The 16,985-nt window shown below is 36.7% G+C and carries 13 protein-coding genes and 2 pseudogenes; 3 read left to right on the forward strand and 12 right to left on the reverse strand.

Annotated elements, in window-relative coordinates; genetic code table 11:
* Nucleotides 1-89 precede the first annotated feature (89 nt).
* A complete protein-coding gene (locus RCG20_RS08620; protein WP_308183817.1) occupies nt 90-743 on the reverse strand; it encodes an FMN-dependent NADH-azoreductase in 654 nt (217 codons plus the stop codon).
* A gap of 269 nt (nt 744-1,012) precedes the next feature.
* On the opposite strand from RCG20_RS08620, the gene RCG20_RS08625 reads away from it, so the two are divergent.
* Nucleotides 1,013-1,978, forward strand: a complete 966-nt coding sequence (locus tag RCG20_RS08625; RefSeq protein ID WP_308183818.1) for a substrate-binding domain-containing protein — start codon at nt 1,013-1,015, stop codon at nt 1,976-1,978.
* A gap of 193 nt (nt 1,979-2,171) precedes the next feature.
* Here the strand turns inward: RCG20_RS08625 and RCG20_RS08630 are convergent, their stop codons facing one another.
* Nucleotides 2,172-3,545, reverse strand: a complete 1,374-nt coding sequence (locus tag RCG20_RS08630) for a sensor histidine kinase (protein WP_308183819.1) — start codon at nt 3,543-3,545, stop codon at nt 2,172-2,174.
* Nucleotides 3,523-4,236 (reverse strand): response regulator transcription factor, encoded by a 714-nt coding sequence (locus RCG20_RS08635; RefSeq protein WP_308183820.1) that lies wholly within the window; start codon nt 4,234-4,236, stop codon nt 3,523-3,525. The genes RCG20_RS08630 and RCG20_RS08635 overlap by 23 nt, the downstream gene beginning before the upstream one ends.
* A gap of 394 nt (nt 4,237-4,630) precedes the next feature.
* Here RCG20_RS08635 and RCG20_RS08640 point away from each other — a divergent pair, with 394 nt between their 5' ends.
* Nucleotides 4,631-6,007 (forward strand): HAMP domain-containing sensor histidine kinase, encoded by a 1,377-nt coding sequence (locus RCG20_RS08640; protein ID WP_308183821.1) that lies wholly within the window; start codon nt 4,631-4,633, stop codon nt 6,005-6,007.
* 112 nt (nt 6,008-6,119) lie between these two features.
* Here the strand turns inward: RCG20_RS08640 and gndA are convergent, their stop codons facing one another.
* The 9 genes and pseudogenes from gndA to nadE all read right to left on the reverse strand — a co-directional run bounded on the left by gndA (nt 6,120) and on the right by nadE (nt 16,553).
* Nucleotides 6,120-7,532, reverse strand: a complete 1,413-nt coding sequence (gndA, locus tag RCG20_RS08645; protein WP_308183822.1) for an NADP-dependent phosphogluconate dehydrogenase — start codon at nt 7,530-7,532, stop codon at nt 6,120-6,122.
* A gap of 757 nt (nt 7,533-8,289) precedes the next feature.
* Nucleotides 8,290-9,847 (reverse strand): annotated as a pseudogene (locus RCG20_RS08650) (IS3 family transposase).
* 271 nt (nt 9,848-10,118) lie between these two features.
* Nucleotides 10,119-10,311 (reverse strand): annotated as a pseudogene (locus RCG20_RS08655) (transposase); the annotation flags it as partial.
* Between the two features lie 465 nt (nt 10,312-10,776).
* On the reverse strand, nt 10,777-11,511 hold the full coding sequence (locus tag RCG20_RS08660; protein WP_308183823.1) for an amino acid ABC transporter ATP-binding protein: 735 nt from the start codon (nt 11,509-11,511) through the stop codon (nt 10,777-10,779).
* A 24-nt stretch (nt 11,512-11,535) separates the two neighbouring features.
* A complete protein-coding gene (locus tag RCG20_RS08665; protein ID WP_308183824.1) occupies nt 11,536-12,234 on the reverse strand; it encodes an amino acid ABC transporter permease in 699 nt (232 codons plus the stop codon).
* A complete protein-coding gene (locus tag RCG20_RS08670; RefSeq protein WP_308184313.1) occupies nt 12,221-13,015 on the reverse strand; it encodes an amino acid ABC transporter substrate-binding protein in 795 nt (264 codons plus the stop codon). The genes RCG20_RS08665 and RCG20_RS08670 overlap by 14 nt, the downstream gene beginning before the upstream one ends.
* 370 nt (nt 13,016-13,385) lie before the next feature.
* Entirely contained in the window at nt 13,386-14,813 is a 1,428-nt protein-coding gene (locus RCG20_RS08675) for an amino acid permease (RefSeq protein WP_308183826.1), read from the reverse strand.
* Between the two features lie 212 nt (nt 14,814-15,025).
* A complete protein-coding gene (locus tag RCG20_RS08680; RefSeq protein ID WP_308183827.1) occupies nt 15,026-15,526 on the reverse strand; it encodes a hypothetical protein in 501 nt (166 codons plus the stop codon).
* Between the two features lie 205 nt (nt 15,527-15,731).
* Nucleotides 15,732-16,553 carry an NAD(+) synthase gene (gene nadE / locus RCG20_RS08685; RefSeq protein WP_308183828.1) on the reverse strand — a complete coding sequence of 274 codons (822 nt, stop codon included), beginning with the start codon at nt 16,551-16,553 and terminating at the stop codon, nt 15,732-15,734.
* A gap of 154 nt (nt 16,554-16,707) precedes the next feature.
* Here nadE and RCG20_RS08690 point away from each other — a divergent pair, with 154 nt between their 5' ends.
* Nucleotides 16,708-16,923, forward strand: coding sequence for a spore germination protein (locus RCG20_RS08690; RefSeq protein ID WP_308183829.1), 216 nt, complete (start codon nt 16,708-16,710; stop codon nt 16,921-16,923).
* The last annotated feature ends 62 nt before the right edge of the window (nt 16,924-16,985 follow it).

Consider the following 16,985-nt stretch of genomic DNA (forward strand, 5'->3'; position numbering starts at 1 on the left):
AAGCGTAGTTGCCCTTATGCGCTAGCAGAATTTATGGATATAAATTCTGATTAGCTAAAGAAAGGCAGCCCAAATTGGGCCGCCTTTTCTTATTTATCCTTCGCCATTTCACGTGCACTTTCAATTGCCTTTTCCTTTGCTTTAGCCATAATTTCACCGGCCATTTTTGGAAAGTGATCCATTCCTTCTGCTACAACGGAATCCATTACTTCAAGGCCCAAAAATCCTAGTGCCGTTCTTAAGAAGCGATCACCGAACTCAAAGTCAACCATCGGTCCAGTCGAGTAAATACCCCCGCGCGTTTGGATATGAATTGCCTTTCGACCAGTTAAAAGCCCTTCTGGCCCATGCTCGGCGTTCTTGAACGTTTTACCAACAATGAATAAATTATCAAGAAATGCTTTTAAAATTGAAGGGGAGCCCAGGTTCCACAAGGGGGTAACAAAAACATAATAGTCGGCATCAATAAAGCGGTCGGCAAGTTCATGCATTTTTGTTATCTGTGTTTGCTCAGCTTCAGTTAATTGCTCAAACGCATACCCCATAAAGGAAAGTTTTGCCCGAGCATACATAAGATCCATATCAATCTCAGGAATTTCCATATCATACAAGTGCATGTTGACAACCTCTACATCTGGCTTCTCTTTTTTAAATTCTTCCAGAAATACCTCTCCAATTTGCATTCCTTTTGAGAGTTTTGTATCTCTCTTTGGGTTTACCGTTATATAAAGCAGCTTTTCCATTAAGGATCCCTTCCCTTCTCACACAATTACTATCTATCACAATAGTACAATAAAAATGATTTGCTCATCCTTGAACAACAAGTGAAGTTCATGAATGATGTGTGAACGATTGAAAATTTCTTTTTCAACTATTACATATTATTTTTCGAACATTCTGCGACAATTCTTAACAAGACCTAACGGAACTAAACAAAACTTTATAAAATTCACTGTTAATTGGCAGGGATTCCCTTATATTTAGAGTATTAGTTAAGAAGGAGGTGTTTCCGATGGAAGATAAAGCCTATACTCCCGATGAAGTTGCTCAACTTTTTCAAATTTCAAAGCATACTGTTTATGAGCTCATTAAAAGAGGTGAATTACGGGCATTCAAGGTTGGGAACAAAATGAGAGTCGAGCAAGCCGAGCTTGAAAGATACAAAGACAGTACGAAAGCACCCGCTCGGAAAAGCCGGATTGACCCGACAGAATCATCTGATTCTAACTTTATTCCCATTCGTCTCGCCGGAAGCCATGATTTTCTAGTGGAGCATTTTGTAAAACAAGTTTCATCAGCGCTACAGCTTCAAATTCAACCAACTTATATCGGTAGTCTTGAAGGCTTAATGATGCTTTATAGAGGCCAAAGTGATATTGCGGCTATGCATCTTTTGGATCCATCTTCACAAGAGTACAATCTTCCATTTATACACCAACTTTTTATTTATGAATCCATTTCAGTACTAAGATTTGCATCAAGAGAACAAGGTTTCATTGTTGTAAAAGGTAATCCAAAAGAAATCCACGATTTTCATGATCTTACTAGACAGGAAATTCACTTTGTCAATCGCCAGAAAGGATCAGGTACAAGGTTTTTATTGGATTCAAGATTATCAAGCCTCGGCATAAATCCCGAGAAAATTAATGGTTATGAGAAAGAAGAATGGAATCACTTAACTACCGCTTCTTACATAAGTAGAGGAATAGCCGATGTTGCATTTGGCATTCGTTCTGCTGCTAGTCATTTAGGACTCGATTTCATTCCGATTACAAACGAACAATTTGATCTTGTTTTCCGTTTTACAGACGAAAATAAAATTGCTTTACATGCTCTAATTCGTTACTTACAATCAACTGAATTCTTGAATAGTTTAACTGAATTGGAAGGCTATGATATTCGTGATTTAGGTACCATTATCTATCAAAAAAAGTATGATGAAGTGAGGCCACAGAGTAGCCCATTTTCTGACCGTTAGGAGCAAAAAAGTGGGGTTGTTGGCACAAAGATCTCGACCATGTGACCGTCAACCTGACAAACCTTAGGCTACTATATAAAAAACCATATTAAAACGCATGGATGTAGTTTTCCATGCGTTTTAAGGTTTAAAATTATGTGTTTCCTTCCATCTAATGAATCATTAACTGAAATGCAAGATTCCTAATTTTCTTTTATACATCCCTTGGAAACCAAAGGTAGACGCTCGTACCTCTGTTCAGCCCACTTTTCACTTTAATTCTACCTTGATGGGCATCCATCAGTGCCTTTACAATCGATAAGCCAATACCAACTCCACCTGTTTTACGATCTCGTGACTTATCACCTCGGTAAAAACGTTCAAAGATATGGGGAATATCTTCTTCAGCCATACCAGACCCTTCATCTTTAATCATAAAGCCGACATAATCGTCCTGCTCTGATAAAACAGATATCGTCACATTTTTACCTTCTGGTGTATATTTTAGTGCATTGTTAAGAATATTTGTCAAAACTTGGATAAGGCGATCCTTATCCGCCATAAACCATTCTTCCTGAAGTGGCTCAAGAATATGCAAATTAACGTTTTTTTGGTTAAACAATGGCAGAAACATTTCCCAGAGAGCATTAAGAATGTTCCCTGCCTCTAATTCTACCTTTTCAAGTCTGATTTGCGGGTTTTCTGCAGCAAGTAGCTTTTCGAGTTCATTTACAAGTCTAACAAGCCGCATTAATTCCTCGTGGCTTTGCTGCAAACGCTTTGGAGTTGGCTCCCATATTCCATCCTGGAAAGCTTCTATTTGGCTTCGCAATGTAGCAAGTGGTGTCCTAAGTTCATGGGCTAAATCACCAGTAAACTGTTTCCGAAGCATTTCTTCCTTTGAAAGCGATTCAGCCAAATTATTAAACGAAATGGACAACTGTTTTACTTCTGTTGGCATTCCGGCTAACGGGATCCGGATATTTAGATTATGTTGCCGAAGCTCTTTAGCCGCAAATGACAGTTTATCGAGTCCTGAGGTTAATTTTTTGGAAAAAATCAAACTGAATAAAATAGCAAAAATAATGGTTAAACAGACAGCAGCATAAATATATAATTGAATGGTTTGCAAAAATGTATATTCATCATCAATAAGGCCTTGCGGATAAATAGCAATAAGTTTCCCGACCACTTTTTTATCAACAATGATTTGGTATGACTTTGAATGCCACTCTTCACCATCCATGGCCGGCTCTGTTAATCCAAGGCTATTCAACATTCCTCTAATTTGCGAAGAATCCACTTGAAGACGATTTATATTGTCAAACAATTGGAAATAAAGCTGGTCGGTCATGGCATGTTCATGGACCATGCCATTTATCGTGCTACTTGAAAAATGTCCTGAATTCTTATAATTCTTTTCAATTTCAACTAACACTCTATCAATCTTTTTTTCCCTATTTAGATCTAGGTAACTTTTAAAGCTCTCTTCAAAACCATACTGTATGAAAAAACTAACAACCAAAATCCCAATCATTGAAACAATCAAAAAGTAAAAAAGAATTCTAGACCGAAGTGTTTGCAGCATCCAGGATCCCTCCAAATTTATAGCCCATTCCAAAGACCGTCAGGATAAATGCAGGCTGCCTTGAATCCAATTCAATTTTTTTACGAAGATTTTTAATATGCGTATCAACACTCCGTTCATAGCCTTCATAAAACATGCCTTCGTCTTGAATTTTTTCTAATAAATCCATTCGGCTATAGACCCTACCTGGATTCAAAGCCATATTAGTCAAAAGCTTATATTCAATTGGAGTTAAGTTAATAAATTGGCCATTTACGGTTACTTCCTTTTTATCTATATCAATTGCCAATTGCCCTCCATTGAATTCAAATTTATCAACTTTCTCTGTTTTCTTCACTCGTCTTAAAATAGCTTGGACGCGAACAACCACTTCCCTGGGACTAAATGGCTTCGTGACATAATCATCAGCGCCCATGACAATTCCATTAATACGGGCGTCTTCTGACGACTTTGCAGTAAGCATCAGGATTGGGACATCTGAATCTTTTCTAACCAATCGGCAAACTTCCTCACCAGAAATATCGGGGAGCATAAGATCAAGAATCATTAAATCTGGACTTACTGTTTTTACCTTTTTTAAGGCGTCAATCCCATTGTCTGCTGTATGTATTTCATAGCCTTCTCTTTCAAGATAAGCTTCAAGGACTTCGATGATTCTTTTTTCATCATCAACAAGTAAAATTTTCATCATAATCCCTCCCACAACACTACTATATCATTTCAACACAGCACTTTTTTCATCTTCACAAATTTCCCACAAGTTCTTCATAACATCTACAATCTTTCTTGATAAGATGAACCTGTGATTACGAAAGAGAAGATGACATTCCCAGGAATCAAACCAGGAAGATGTCTTAAAAATAACCCCTTATTTTTATCATCTCAACTCTTTTATGTAATACATGGTTTTATCAATTTTACTCAACCCTTAATAAACCTCTCTTTTTTCACATATGGTGTCCCGATCGTCGGGACATCTATTTTTTTTTCAAAAATGTCCGCCATTTTACCTTTTTCTCAAAAATTAGTAAAGCTTCTACAGCCCTTCATATAGTATCCTGTATATAGAAAGGGCGGATATACACATGAATAAAATCTCCTTTAAAATTGGACTACTTTTCTTTATTTCTATTTTCCTTTTAGAATCCATTTCAATGTTCTTTTTACACAATAATATTCTCCATTCACGGGTGCATGATGAACTCTCCGCCTTACAAACACGGGGAAATAATCATCGTGAGATCCTCGAGGCATCTTTCCATGAAGAAACCATTAAACACATCGCCCTAATGGAATCACGAACAGATACCCAAGTAATCTTGACGAATCCAAACGGAGCAATCTATATGTCTTCAAATAAAGTGACGTCCGAGATGAAAAGGATTATTAAATCCTCACCTAAAAAGATTCCACATGAAGGGCTTATTTTAGAAGAGGATTGGCAACACGAAGAATACATTGCCTCGATTAGTCCTATTCAGATTAACGGTAAAATAAATGGATATATATACATGTTTCAAAAAACACAAAAAGTAAAAGAATTAATATCTGGATTAAATCATCATTTCATACTTGCTGGTGTTATGTCACTCATCTTTATGTTCATCATTATTATTTTTCTGACAAGATTTGTTACTCATCCTGTTATCCAAATGAGTGAAGCGACAAAACGAATAAGCAAAGGTGATTTTTCAGTTTCACTTCCCACATTAGCAAAAGATGAAATTGGTGAATTAGGAGAATCAATAAATATTTTAGCCAGTGAATTAGAACTTTTAAAGAATGAGCGAAATGAATTTTTAGCAAGTATTTCTCATGAGTTGCGTACTCCTTTAACCTATATTAAAGGATATGCGGAGATTGCTCGACGTCCCGATACAAAACATGATGATCGCGAAAATTATTTAAGCATTATCTTCGAGGAAGCAGAAAAGCTATCAATACTTGTCAAAGAGTTATTTAACTTAGCAAAAATGGACGAAAATAATTTTTCCATTGAAAAAGAAACTATCCTGCTTGCACCTTATTTCCAAGGAATTTATGAAAAAATTTCACCTGCTTTCAATGAAATTAATATGGAGCTCGTTCTTAATTGTTCAAATAATATTTATGCAGAAATTGATCCTATTCGTTTTGAACAGGTAATCTTAAACCTCCTTGATAACGCTCGTAAATATTCCGAACCATTTACAGAAGTTGCTATTGATGTGATTGAAAACGCGGGGGAAGTATCAATTAAAGTTAAAGACCAAGGAAAGGGAATTCCCGAGGAAGACCTTCCAAGAATATTCGAGCGCTTTTACCGTGTTGATAAATCAAGGACAAGAGCCCTTGGTGGAAGCGGATTGGGGCTCTCCATCGTTAAACAATTAGTAGAGGCACATGGTGGCACCCTTCAAGTAACAAGCACTACAGAGATTGGCACTGTTTTTGAGATTATTCTTAAAGGTTGGACCCGTTGACTAGCTTTAACTCACCTAAAAAGATAGCTATGTTTAGCACAGCCAAAAAAAATAGAGACAAACCCAGTCCACTAACTGGACAGGTTTGTCTCTATTTTTATTTAGAATCCTCTTATTCCATCCAGTTAGAATGGAAAATCCCCTCTTTATCAACACGTTGATAAGTGTGAGCACCAAAGTAGTCACGTTGTGCCTGCAAAAGATTTGCCGGAAGAGTTTCAGTACGATAGCTGTCATAGTAGGCAATAGCACTGGCAAATGCCGGTACTGGAATACCACGCTCAATAGCCACTGCAATGACTTGACGCAACGGTGTTTGGTAGCCTTCGACGATTTCTTTGAAGTACGGATCTAATAAAAGGTTTGCTAGCTCTGAATCACGATCGTAGGCGTCTTTTATTTTTTGTAGGAATTGTGCACGAATGATACAACCACCACGGAAAATCATAGCAATATCACCATAACGAAGATCCCAACCGTACTCAACAGATGCCGCACGCATTTGAGCAAAACCTTGTGCATAAGAACATATTTTACTCATATATAAAGCTTTGCGAACTGCCTCAATTAACTCTTGTTTATTGCCTTCGAATGTTGTTTCTTTAGGCCCGTTTAGAATTTTACTTGCCTTAACACGCTCATCTTTCATTGCTGAGATAAAGCGAGCAAATACAGATTCTGTGATAATCGGTAATGGCACACCTACATCTAAAGCATTTTGACTTGTCCACTTACCTGTGCCTTTTTGTCCTGCAGTATCGAGAATGACATCAACAAGTGGTTTACCTGTTTCGTCATCTTTCTTTGTAAAGATATCTGCTGTAATTTCTATTAAATAGCTGTCTAATTCACCCTTATTCCACTCAGAGAATACTTGATGAAGTTCCTCAGCATCTAAACCAAGAATATTTTTCATAATGAAATAGGCTTCACAGATCAACTGCATGTCACCATATTCAATTCCATTATGAACCATCTTCACATAATGTCCTGCACCGTTCGGTCCAATATATGTACAACATGGATCTCCATTTACCTTAGCTGAAATAGCTTCTAAAATTGGTTGGACAAGGTCATAAGCCTCTTTTTTTCCACCAGGCATGATAGAAGGACCTTTAAGTGCGCCTTCTTCTCCACCCGAAACTCCTGTACCAATAAAGTTAATTCCTAAGTCTACTAACTCCTTGTTACGTCTAATCGTATCTTGGAAGAATGTATTTCCGCCATCAATGAGAATATCATCTTTTTCAAGATATGGTTTTAGTGATTCGATGGTTGCGTCTGTTGCAGCACCCGCTTTAACCATTAATAGTATTTTTCGTGGCTTTTCTAATGAGTTTACAAACTCCTCAATCGAATGTGTGCCTTCAAAATTTTTCCCAGCAGCTTCGTTCTTCAAGAAATCTTCTGTTTTATCATATGACCGATTAAATACAGAGACCGAATAACCACGACTTTCTATATTTAGTGCAAGATTTTTTCCCATTACAGCTAGACCAATAACACCAATTTGTTGTTTAGACATATCTATTTCCTTTCTCTACTTCATTTTGTTACCGCATAAAATTAAGATTATCTTTTCTTTTGTTCATTTGCAACTTTTAAAAACTTGTAACCCCTTACATCCACATTAGGCTTTTCTTAGTTTCTCCAATCGAATAAAATCCTATATATAAAACGAGAAGTTTTCCATTTATGCTATTTGAGTGCTGATTATTTATCATCCATATAATTACCTATTTTCGCACAGTAAACAAAGAACAACTTTATTATAAGCTGAAAAAAAGTGCCATGGTCTTAGACGAAGTAGTTCAGATAACGTGGAGAAAAACTCAAATATCCATCGTAATCACAGCCGAATTAGCATATTATTTAACATTGAAATACGCTTGGATTATTTCGATGACACAAAAAAAGGGCCTCATGTAACGTTCTCTGAAACTTGTCTGTTGATTTCCGCTCCAGGCACTCGCTTTCCGCGGGGAGGCCCGGGAGCCTCCTCGTCGCTTCGCTCCTGCGGGGTCTCCCGTGACCTCTATATCCCGCAGGAGTCGAGTGCCCTCCGCTCCAATCAACTCAGGTGGATAAAGTAAAAATATCTGAAAAAAACAACAAACTTTACGAAAACGGTCTTTTTAAAAGGCTCTGTTATTGTTCATTGTTGATTTTCTGCGGGTATACTAGCTTAATCGGAGGAATTCCGTTTATTTTGAAAAAGTAGTGGTTAAGAGGAGAAATGAACTGCCCCCTGTCAAGTAGACAGTGGAAATAATAAAAAAGATTTAAGCGGCTATAGCTCTATATTCCATAGGGCTAAGACCGTTTAATCGTTTTTGGTATCTATCATAATTATAAAAATGGATGTATTCATCTATCGCAAGAGAAAGTTCCTCAAATGTCTGATATTGATGTAAATAATACTTCTCACATTTCAGTGTTCCCCAAAAAGATTCCATTGGTCCATTATCAATACACCGACCAACTCGTGACATACTTTGTGTCATCTTTACCGCGTCTATCTTACGCTTAAATCCTTTTGAAGTGTACTGGAACCCACGATCACTATGGATAAGTGGATGTTCCCATCTAATAGTACTGTAGCTTGGTCAAGCGTCTTGAATACAAGTTGATTATTATTGGAATGTCCTAAAACATAACTTACAATTGATCCATCATAAAGATCACGAATTGCACTTAAATAAGCCTTCTTTGATTGGCCATACTTAAATTCTGTTACATCTGTAACCCATTTCTCATTTGGTTTTTCCGCGGTAAATTCCCGATTTAATATGTTTTCTGCCACTTGTTGAGGTGTAGTGCTTTTATATTGTTTTTTCTTGATCCGAATGACAGAGCGTAAGCCAGCTACTTTCATTAGTCGATATATTCTTTTATGATTAAGTTTCTCTTCAAACTTTCTATTCATATGAAGTGTCATTTGACGATAGCCGAAGGTACTATCAACCTTTTCATGGAGAATTTTCATCTCCTTAATGATTTCTTTATTTAGTATTTCTCGGGAAGAAGGAGTACGATTAAGCCACTTATAGTATGCAGAACGTGCAATTCCCGCAATTTCACAAAGTAAACTAATGCTTAAATTCTCTTTCTCGTGAAGCTCCTGAATAGCGATGTACTTATCCTCAAATCGGATTTGACTTACTTTCGCCTCCTTTCGATCTCCTCTAACTTTTTTAAGAACATATTCTCCGCACGTAACCGTTCATTTTCTCTTTCCAACTTTTTAAACTGAATCTTGATTTTCTCTTCTGGAGTTAATTCTGCTTCTTCTTTTGTCCTTCCACGATTATCTTTAAGCGCTTCATCTCCACCATTTTCATACTTCTTAACCCATTGATACACTTGTTGGTAAGAAACATTATGTAATTCAGCTGTTTTTTGATAATCTTTACCGTTCCCCAAACAATTAATCACAATTTGAATCCGTTCATCCCAAGTAGTTTTTCTCCCTTTAGTCATAGAGCTCGTCCTTTCTTTTGACGTTTCCTTTATTTCTCTATGACTATTATACTTCTTGATCCAATTACTAAGTGTAGATTTATCAGTGAGTCCATATTTTCTGCTAATCTCTCGAAGAGAGTATTCCCCAGACTGATAATCTCTAATAGCTGAAAGCTTAAGTTCCTTTGAGTACATTTTCTTACTGGTTGATTCTTTTAGGCCATCAATTCCATCTTTATCGAATTTGTACTTCCATTCCATAATGGTGGATTTGTTCACTTTATAGATAGATGCAATTTTGTAAATTGAATAATTATCTTCCTCACACGCCCTTAATATCTTCAATTTTTCTTCTACAGGATAAGACCTTTTAGACAAAATAAATACTCCCCTTGAGTAAACAGATTTTTATTTTTTAATCTGTCTACCTAAAGGGGAGCATATCAAAATAGGCGGAGATTTTCCGCTTAAATAACCTAAAAAAGCCTTTTAATCATGGAAACGTATAGTTTAACAGGAAAAAATCTGCTTATATGTAGGGAAATATGTGAATTTCCTGATTTAGCAGGAATTTTTCCGTCTATTTTTCAATACCATAAAATCAACATCCAGCTTTAACAAAGCCTTTTTTTAAAAAATATACAAAAAAGGTTTTATTGATAAGCATGTCCAAAAGGTTTAGATCTTTTAATCGATTCAATGAATGCGTATCCGATGCCATGTAGAAAATACTTAAATGGCATGTCAAATTTCGACCGTTCCACCACGTCAACATCTAATAAATCATAGATAGGCGTTAACAATAAATATTTGAACATGCGAAAAGGGCCGATATACCTTCTTTTCATTGACTATGGTTAAGCTTATTATTAATTTTGACACTCTGTTGATTGGAGCGGAAGGTGCTCGACTCCTGCGGGAGTACGGGGCAGGGAAGACCCCGCAGGAGCGAAGCGACGAGGAGGCTTCCCGAACCGCCCGGGGAATGGTGCACCTGGAGCGGAAATCAACACAAGTTTAAAGAGCGTTACATGAAAACTTCTACTATGCTCTCCTATTTGGTATGCCCACCATAAGGACATAACAACAGAATTTACACCCTCATTCGGACATTGACCATGATTATTGCCACACTGTTAATTGACTTGCTATTTATTATATTAATTTGGACTTTATAAAGCGATAAATATGGTTATATCAATAAAAAATATCCTACCAATTAATATGTTAATTGATAGGATATTTCGGTGGTTATTTGAAATGTTTCTCCACAAAAGCGGAACTACTTGGTCTTAGACCTTGACACTTTATTGTATCCTATTTAAAAATTGCTTTGTCCGATCTTCTTTTGGATTTGTAAAAATTTCTTCTGGCTTTCCTCTTTCTACAATAACACCTTGATCCATGAAGATGACTTCATCGGCCGCATCCCGGGCAAATCGCATTTCATGGGTAACGACGATCATTGTCATTCCTTCTTGGGCGAGGTCTTTCATTACTTTTAAAACCTCTCCAACAAGCTCAGGATCTAGTGCAGATGTTGGTTCATCAAACAGCATGACCTCTGGTTCCATTGCCAAAGCTCTTGCGATTCCAACACGTTGCTGCTGGCCCCCTGATAAGTGGGAAGGATAGAAATCAATCTTATCACCTAGACCTACTTTTTCTAAAAGTGCCCGCGCTTTTTTTTCAGCAGGTCCTTTATCTTCTTTTTTTACAATAACTGGCCCTTCCATTACGTTTTCAAGAGCCGTTTTATGCGGGAATAAATTATAACTTTGAAAAACCATTCCTGTTAACCGCCGAAAAGATGCAATATCTTTCTTTGAAACTGACCCTGAAAAATCAAGATTCTGCCCTTCAATGGACAAGATTCCTTTAGTTGGAGTCTCCAATACATTCAAGCAACGAAGCATCGTCGTTTTTCCTGAACCAGATGGTCCAATAACAACAACTACTTTTCCCTTTTCTATCTCTAGATCAATTCCCTTTAAAACTTCCAATTGCCCGAATTGCTTGTGTAAATTTTTAATTGAAATCATTGGATTACTTCCTTTTCCCCAATTTTAAGACACATAGCGATCCAATTTCTTTTCTAACATCTGTTGAATAATAGAAAGGAAAAAGCAAATCACCCAATAAAGAAGTGCCGCTTCGGTATAAACTAGTAAAAATTCATAGTTGGTCGCAGCAATTTCCTGAGCACGCCGAAACATCTCCGTTACAAGAACAAGTGATGCAAGGGATGTGTCTTTTACGAGACTAATAAAGGTATTTGATAAAGGTGGAATCGAAACCTTTGCTGCCTGTGGTAGAATAATTCTTTTTAAAATTTGGGAATATGACATGCCAATCGAATAACCAGCTTCCCATTGACCCTTTGGAGTCGAAAGAATAGCCGCCCTAATAATTTCTGATGCATAAGCTCCGACATTCAAAGAAAAACCAATAATAGCAGATGTATAAGGATCAATTGTCACTCCGATATTTGGCAAACCGTAAAAAATGATAAAAAGTTGGACCAACAATGGTGTCCCACGGATCGCTGAAACATAAATTCGTGCAATACCTTGAAAAAATTTCACGTGTGAAATCCTACCAAGCGCCGTAAAAATTGCCAATGTTAACCCAAGAATAAATGAAATAATTGTCAATGGAATCGAATAAAAAATAGCTCCCTTCAGTAGAGGCTGAAGGGAACTTTGGGCGATGTCCATTAACCTGGCTGTACGCTCCGGGTCAGTAAAAATACTACTTAAGAACATCTTCACCAAACCATTTCTCTGAGATTTTTTTGTATGTGCCATCATTAATTATATCAGTTAGAGCTTTATTTACGCCATCAACAAGAGTGTTACTATCTTTTCTAAACATTAAGCCGCTCTGTGATGCGTCTTTTGAAGTGTCTACAACCTTTATTGGTGCATCAGGTTTTTGTTTTTTGAAATCAAGGAATGTTAATTTATCGTTGACAGTAACATCCACTCGTTTAGAGGTTAGGAGTTGGACTGCTTGGTCAAAGCCTTCTACTCCAACAATTTTAGCACCATTTTTCTTGGCAATATCTGCGTAGTTACTTGTCAACGATTGAGCAGAATTTAACCCTTTCATATCTGCGAAGCTCTTTACGGTAGTGTTGTCACTATGCGCAATAAGGACAGCAGAAGATGTAATATAAGGAGTAGAGAAATCGTATTTCACTTGACGATCAGGACGAATCCCAACTTCATTAGCAATCATATCAAAACGTTTTGCATCTAATCCAGCAAACATGGCATCCCATTGAGTTTCTTTAAATTCTGGAGTTACGCCAATACGTTTTGCTACTTCAGTCGCAAGCTCCACATCAAAACCAGTTAACTTACCGTTAGCATCATGGAAAGTGAATGGAGGATATGTACCTTCCGTACCAATTAAAATCTTTCCGTCTGCTTTTACTTTTTTCAATAAATCTTGTTCAGTTCCTTTTTGGGCCGTCTGTTTCTTTACTTCTTTTTTATTGTCTGTAGCATTATTATTTGTACCACAAGCGGTTAGAACAAACATAAAGCTTAATAATAATGCAAAAATAGTCGTTAATTTTTTATTCAATTTCAATACCCCCGAATTCTTAGTGTTTTTGTCGGTTTTGTATATCTTATAACACCTATTCTATTCTGTCAAAGGAAATTACATAGTATTTTTTATCATCCCCGAGTATAGCCTTTTTACACGTGCTAAGGGAAAACAACTCTGTTTAATTTATAGCAATGTGTAGTATATGACCGTGTGTTTATTAAAGGCCCCCAAATTTCCTAAAAGCTTTGGATTTGTTGCCCTAGTTAGGTAGGTGATTAACACTATATGTTGTTTAGATTTATGGGGTTCGATCAATTGAAAAAAAGCCTATCAGAAATCATCCTGATAGGCCCTCAATTTATGCTGCAGATTTCTCTTTTTGGTTTATTTCCAATCTTCTTCTTTTTGCAACCGGCCCGTAAAATAGAATTCCACTTAGAATTAATCCCATTCCATAAGCGAATGTTTTAATATCAGACGTTCCAGAAATAATAACCCATACGGAATAAATAGTTGCAAGTAATGCGATGATCCCATCGGTAATACGCGATCTTTCACCTTTGTATGTTTCCCCAGTTATCACTAATTTGAGTTGATAAATAGACGAAATAAAATAGGGGACAAGGTAAGATAATGTTGCAATAACAATAACAAAATCAAATGCTTGTGAAATTGATTTTGAAACAGTTGAAAAGATAAATAACTGTGCTATACCGTTTGTTACAATTAAAGAAAACAAGGGTAAGCCTTTTTTATTTTCTTTTAAGAAGGCTGGCAAGAATACATTCTGCTTAGCTGCTTGATAAGGAACCTCAGCACTTAACATTATCCAGCCTATAGTTGAACCGAATAAGCTAATTAATCCAACTGCAGCTAGTACTTTTCCGCCAATTGGTCCTAAAATAGTTTGAATCGCATCGATTAATGGTTTGTCAGAATGGATCAATGTATTTTGACTTAACATCCCCATTACGAGGGTACTAATTCCAATATAAATCACGATGGAAATAAGTAAGCCAATAATGGTTGCTCTTTTCACATCCGCCTGTTTCTTGGCACGAGTTGCAAACACAACCGCCGATTCTACCCCAACAAATGCCCATAAGGTGTTAATAGCTGCATGGTTTACTTGCTTCATAACCCCCATTGCATGTCCAGCATCATCAACCCGTGTTGCTAAAAATGGAAGCATATTTGTTTTTTGGAAAGCAAATAGACCTACAATTATGAATAAGAAAAATCCAATTACTTTTGCAGCAGTTGCTATAAAATTTAACCTTCCGGCGTTTTCCATTCCACGTAAAATGATAAGATGTGTTCCCCATAGAAGTAGTGTACAAACGATAAATGTTAATCCATTCCCAACTTTTAAGGTGAACCCACCAATTGAAAACCATTTGGCCCCGCTTGTTAAGATCGGGAAGAAAGTTGATAAATACCCAGCAAAAGTGGTAATGATTGCAACATTTCCTGCCATGTTACCGATCCAATATCCCCAGGAAGACATAAAGCCAGTTAATGTGGAGGCTTGAGAGCCCTGCTTAAACAATTCTTTTGCATAAATTTGAGGGCCTCCTGTTAACATTGGCTTTCTTAATGCCAAATTACCAAAGACTAGTGCTAATAACAATGCTCCGAGTCCTGTCAACACCCAAGCTAATAATACGCCAGCGGGGCTTGCTGCTTCTGATAAAGAACGTGGAAGCATAAAAATTCCTGAACCAACCATATTTCCAACAACCAAAGCCGTTAAAATCCAGATACCTAATTTATTTGATTTACTCATTGAAGAGTTCTCCCTTCATGTCCTTATAACCAATATGGATTGTATAATAAAAATTCCTTTATTAGAATAAGTCCCTGTATACCCTGTGTCAATGGGAAATTTTAATATGATAAAGTAGTAGAGAAATAAACTGTCAGGGTAGTAAACGCGATGATCTCGAGGGAGGCGATGATTAGGCGTAGTTGCCTTCTGCTTAACAAAAAAAAGGATGGTCACTTTTCCACCATCGCATTTCTAAAACCATCAATTTGCTTATATTTTTCTTCTTCATTATTTAAGAGGGTATGGCCATATTTAGGCATCATCTGATAATATTCTTTTTTCGTCGTTGAAACAGCAAACAGGTATATTTGACCTTCTTTCAATAGGTGTTCCTTTTCATACCTAAGCAAATAAAGTTTTCCATTCTTTTTATAGTATCCACCTAGTTGATTAATTAGGATGTCATCACCTAGCAATGCACCTTTAATATTTTGCGTAATGCGAACAGAAAACTGGGTATTGGGCTGACCGGTATACTCCTTACTCCCACTTTTTTTGACCACTTCTCCGATAAAAATATAATCAACAGCCTTACTCAGTTTTCGCTTATCATGATAGTCATCTTTGTATGTAAAGTGTTTATTTACGATTATTGCTGAACTTTTTAGGTCCAAAAAGGTTGTATAATACTTTGTTAAAAAAAGCCCTAGTCCTAAACATATAATAATCAAAAAATAGATATTTCGCTTCAGGGGTATCCACCTCTTCCTTTGGAGTTTCCTTTTCTTCCAATTATATCTGGCTGTATTTCTGTTTTTCGTTGTAGGTTGTGACGCTTTATGGAACTTTTTAAGCTAATCAGAATTTATGGATATAAATTCTGATTAGCTTAAAAAAAAACGAGGAGAGAACATAAACTGTCTCTCCTCATCATCGTTATTTCCACCAACTATCAAACATGGTGGTTGGAAGCCTACGCTTGTGTTCAGTTAGGAGATACCGCTTTTCTATTTTAGCAGCAATTTCCTCTGAAACATCTTTCCCTTCAAGATAATCATCAAGTTCATCATAAGTTATTCCTAGTTCAGTCTCATCGGCCTGCCCTGGTTTATGATCTAAAAGATCTGCGGTAGGTACTTTTAAATATAAGCGTTCATCTGCACCAAGCTCTTTCAGCAATGCTTTTCCCTGGCGCTTCGTTAAGCCTGACAACGGAAGGATATCAGCACCTCCATCTCCGTATTTAGTATAAAAACCAGTAACTGCTTCAGCTGCATGATCTGTACCAATCACAAGAAGGCCTTCCATGCCGCCAACTGCATATTGGGCAATCATCCTCATCCTCGCCTTAACATTTCCTTTTTGATAATCACTTAAAGGCTTTTCTTGAAAAATACGGTTGTATTCCGTTTGAACATCATCAACTGCTTCTTTAATATTAAAGGATGTTGACCGATCCGCTTGAATAAAATGTAGTGACTTTTGTGCATCATCTTCATCCTGCTGAACCCCATATGGAAGACGCACCGCGATAAATAATGCATCATTTCCTTCACTGCGAAGCTCTTCAACAGCGAGTTGGGCTAGGCGCCCTGCTAGCGTGGAGTCTTGGCCACCGCTTATTCCTAAAACATATCCTCTGGCTTTTGTTTTAACTAAATAATTTTTTAAAAAGTCGATTCGTTTTCGAATCTCTTCTTTTGGTTGAATCGTAGGACTGATATTCAAATCCTTCATAATCTGTTTTTGTAAACTCATTTTTCAACCTCCTGATCTTCATTTATATATGTAATTTACCATAAGTCGTTTGAATAATCATAAATAACCCTTTACTTATACTTTTTCATTAGGGTCATGAAACTATACGAAGCAACATTATTATCTATATAATATAAAAAGGAGGTTGTATGGAATGGAATGCTCTATTAATATTGGGAATTTTAAGGTGATTTCGATTACAAATAATGCAAATATTAATTTTCAGTCCACCTTCCAGAACAGCCATACAGCTAATTCCACCATAATTGGCGGTTGTTTTAATTTCGGTGATTATTGCACTAATTCTTGTACACAGGATAATCAATCGAGTGGTATCGGAGTTCCAAAGAGCGAAAACAGTCAATTGTAGCTTCTTATTATTTTTTGTTTATAGATCTATTTTCTTGTAAAAAATAGTCCAGTAAACACAGT

The sequence above is a fragment of the Neobacillus sp. PS3-40 genome, from assembly GCF_030915485.1.
GTDB lineage: Bacteria > Bacillota > Bacilli > Bacillales > Cytobacillaceae > JAUZPL01.